3 protein-coding genes and 1 pseudogene are annotated in these 3,529 nt (G+C 76.8%); 3 read left to right on the top strand and 1 reads right to left on the bottom strand.

The genetic code is table 11. From position 1 onward, the window contains the following. The 3 genes and pseudogenes from ABD211_RS09475 to ABD211_RS09465 all read left to right on the top strand — a co-directional run. A pseudogene (locus ABD211_RS09475) lies at nt 1-827 on the top strand (hypothetical protein); the annotation flags it as partial. Between the two features lie 65 nt (nt 828-892). After that, nucleotides 893-2,095 carry an AAA family ATPase gene (locus tag ABD211_RS09470; RefSeq protein ID WP_344128439.1) on the top strand — a complete coding sequence of 401 codons (1,203 nt, stop codon included), beginning with the start codon at nt 893-895 and terminating at the stop codon, nt 2,093-2,095. After that, complete coding sequence (locus tag ABD211_RS09465; RefSeq protein WP_344128437.1) at nt 2,092-3,306, top strand: vWA domain-containing protein; 1,215 nt, start codon at nt 2,092-2,094, stop codon at nt 3,304-3,306. Before ABD211_RS09470 ends, ABD211_RS09465 begins: the two co-directional genes overlap by 4 nt. On the opposite strand, the gene ABD211_RS09460 is transcribed toward ABD211_RS09465, so the two are convergent. After that, a partial coding sequence (locus ABD211_RS09460; protein ID WP_344128435.1) for a hypothetical protein occupies nt 3,293-3,529 on the bottom strand: 237 nt, incomplete at its 5' end. The genes ABD211_RS09465 and ABD211_RS09460 overlap by 14 nt on opposite strands.

Raw genomic sequence — 3,529 nt, 5'->3', positions numbered from 1 at the left:
AACCGCTGGGCGGCGACCGCGCCGCGCAACCGCTGGGCGACTGTGCCGCGTCGCCGGTGGGTGACGACTGCGCCGTGGACCGGTGGGCGGACGAGGCCGCGATCCTGCTGCGGTCCCAGGGCCGCGAGGCTGGCACAGTCGCCGTGCGGCTGTCCGCCCGCCGGCGCCTGCTGCTGCACGTGGGCGACGCCGGGACGCGGATCACGGCGGCGGACGCGGCGGCCAGGGGGCATCCGGACCTGCCGGACGCCGCGACCTGGGTGCTGCCCGACCTGGCACTGCTGCGCGCGGGGCTGATCGACGCCGGGAAGCTGCACCCACTCGTCGCGGCGGCGCTCGCGCCGGACACACGGCCGGGAGGCCGGGCGCGGGACGAGGACGGGGGTCCGCGCGTGGTCGAGTGCCGTGGCGTCCGGCACCGGATCGGGCTCGTGGACGGCCGGCTCGCCGCGCTCGACCACGACCCGGTCGAGCTGCGCCGGGAGGCGCTGCTGGTCGCGTTGGGCGGACCGCCGCTGCCGTGCCTGCGCGCGATCGACGCGGCGACCCGGCAGCCGGAGTCCCTCGACGACATCCGGGGCCGCCTCGACCACGGCGACATCGCCGGCGCGTTCGCCATCGTCGAGGCGCTGCTGGGCCCGGACGCGCTGCTCAGCGGCGGCGCGCTGCGCGACGAGCTGGAGGCCGCGGTGGAGCAGCGCGTCCGCCACGGCGAGTACCGGGCCGGCCTGACCGGTCGCGGACCGACCCGACCCGACTGGCGCCGCCGTCGCGGCCAGCGACGCCCGCGTCCCCACGAGGAAGCGCTGATTCCCCGGAAGCGCTGATCACGCAGGTACGCCCCCGCTTCTTACTCCGTCGCGCCCTCCGACACGACAAAAGGTGATGACATATGCCATTTTCTGCCACTGCTGAGCGCCTCGACGTCGCCGGCGACCTGCTCGCCCTGCTCCGCGACACCACCACCGAACCGCGCCCCGATCCGCAGCTGGAGGCCCTGACCCTGGCCGTGGCCGCCGACCTGCCCGTCCTGCTGTGGGGCGAGCCCGGCATCGGCAAGACCGCCGCGCTGACCCAGCTCGCTGAGGCGCTCGACCTGCCGCTGACCACGGTCATCGCGAGCGTGCACGAGCCGTCCGACTTCGCCGGCCTGCCCGTCGTCGGCGACGACCCCGCCGTGCAGGGCGTGCCGATGGCCCCGCCCGACTGGGCCGTACGCCTGGCGGCGCAGGGCCGCGGGCTGCTCTTCCTGGACGAGCTGTCCACCGCCCCGCCGGCCGTGCAGGCCGCGCTGTTGCGCCTGGTGCTGGAGCGGCGGGTCGGCGCGCTGCGGCTGCCGCCGGGCGTGCGGATCGTGGCCGCCGCGAACCCGCGCTCCTCGGCCGCCGACGGCTGGGAGCTCAGCGCGCCGCTGGCCAACCGGTTCGTCCATCTGCAGTGGACGTACGACCACGACGTCGTGGTGCGCGGCCTCGGCGGCACCTGGCCGAGGGCCGCGCTGCCCCGGCTCGACCCGGCACGGCTGCCCGACGCCGTCGCGTACGCCCGGCGGGCCGTGTGCACGCTGCTGGGCGCGCGGCCGCGCCTCGTGCACCAGCTGCCCAGCTCCGAGGCCCGCCGCGGCGGTGCGTGGCCGTCACCGCGCAGCTGGGAGATGGCGCTGCGCCTGATCGCCTTCGCCACGGCGGCAGGCACCGACCGCGACGTGCTGTCCGCGCTGGTCCGGGGCGTCGTCGGCGACGGGCCGGGGCTGGAGCTGCTGGCCAGCCTGGACCGCCTCGACCTGCCCGACCCGGAGACCCTGCTCGCCGACCCGGCCGGCGCCGTGCTGCCCGACCGGGGCGACCTGCGTCAGGCCGTACTCGACGGGGTGGTGGAAGCGGTGCGTAACCGGCCGGACCGGGCCCGGTGGGACGCGGCCTGGGCCCTGCTCGTGAAGGCCCTCGAGACCGGCGCGCCGGACCTGGTGGTGGTGCCCGCGTCGACGCTCGCGGCCCAGCGACAGGACGACTGGGACATCCCGGCGGCGATCGACCGCCTGGAGGGCGTCGTGTCCGTCGGCAAGCGCGCCGGGCGCGTGGGGGTGGGCCGGTGACGGTGGACTGGGAGAAGCTGTTCGCCGCCCGGCTGTACGCGGCCAGGGCGCGGCCCTATCTGGCCTCCGCCCTGTTCGCGCTGCACCCGGTGGAGTCGCGGACCGTGCCGACCATGGCCGTCGACCCGTACTGGCGCTGCTACGTGTCACCGGCCTTTGTGGACCGGATGTCGCTGGAGCACCTGGCCGGGGTGTGGGTGCACGAGGTGTCGCACCTGCTGCGCGACCACCACGGACGCGGCGACCGGGTCGCGGCGGCGCGCGGGCTGACCGGGCCGGCGGAGCGGCTGCGGATGAACATCGCCGCCGACTGCGAGATCAACGACGACATCTACGGCGACGGGCTGCCGCGACCCAGGGACTGCATCAGGCCCTCCGACCTGCGCCTGCGCGACGGCGACCTGATGGAGGAGTACCTGTCGCAGTTCCGGCTCGGGCCGCACACCGCGTCGATGGCGTGGCTCGACTGCGGCAGCGGCGCCGACGGCCGCGAGCGCGCCTGGGACCTCGGCCCCGACGGCGCGCACGGCCTGTCCGGACAGGAGCGCGACGCCGTGCGGTTCCGGGTGGCGCAGGGCATCAGCGGTCGCCCCGGCAGCGCCCCCGAGGGCTGGCAACGGTGGGCGGAGCAGGCCTTCCACCCGCCGCAGCCGTGGCGGGACCTGCTCGGCGCGGCCGTCCGGTCGGCCACGCACGGGTCCGGGGCGGGCGACGACTACGTCTACCGCCGGCCGTCGCGCCGGGCCACGAGCCTGCCCGGCGTCGTGCTGCCGAGCCTGCGCCGCAACCCGCCCCGGGTCAGCGTGATCATCGACACATCCGGGTCGGTGAGCGACGCGGAGCTGGGCAGCGCGTTGTTGGAGGTCGCCGCCATCACCCGCAGCGTCGGCGGCCGGCGCGACCTGGTCACCGTCGTGTCCTGCGACGCCGCCGCGCGCGTCGCGCACCCGCTGTGCCAGGCGGAGGGGATCCCGCTGCTCGGCGGCGGCGGCACCGACCTGCGCGAGGGTTTCGCCATCGCGCTGCGCAGGACGCACCCGGACGTCATCGTCGCGCTGACCGACGGGTGGACGCCGTGGCCCAGCCGGCGGCCGCCGTGCCGGACGGTGGTCGGCCTGTTCGACCGCACCAAGCACAAGCAGTCGGACGACGATGACGACGACGAGCCGGCGCGGCCGCCGGACTGGGCGCGGGTGGTCAGGATCGGCTGACCGGGCTCACCCTCAGCTCGGCGAGCGCGGGTTCGCGCCCGCCGTAGCGGGTGGCCGGCAGCCGCAACCGGATCTCGTCCGCCACGACCCCGCCGACCGCGACCCGGTCGACCAGCGCCGCCGACGACGGCACCGTGGCGACGGTGCGCCAGGCGCCGCCGGCCCGCCGCGCCTGCAGCGTCCAGGCGGCCAGCGGTCGCGCGCCCGACCAGGTGGCCGTGAC

It is taken from the genome of Luedemannella flava, assembly GCF_039528515.1.
Lineage (GTDB): Bacteria > Actinomycetota > Actinomycetes > Mycobacteriales > Micromonosporaceae > Luedemannella > Luedemannella flava.
The sequence above is the reverse complement of the archived record's forward strand: the minus strand, read 5'-3'. Positions and strand labels throughout refer to the sequence as shown.

Bases quoted from the DNA above. Each gene is read 5' to 3' on its own strand.
- ABD211_RS09470 (WP_344128439.1), top strand. From the start codon at position 893: ATGCCATTTTCTGCCACTGCTGAGCGCCTCGACGTCGCCGGCGACCTG.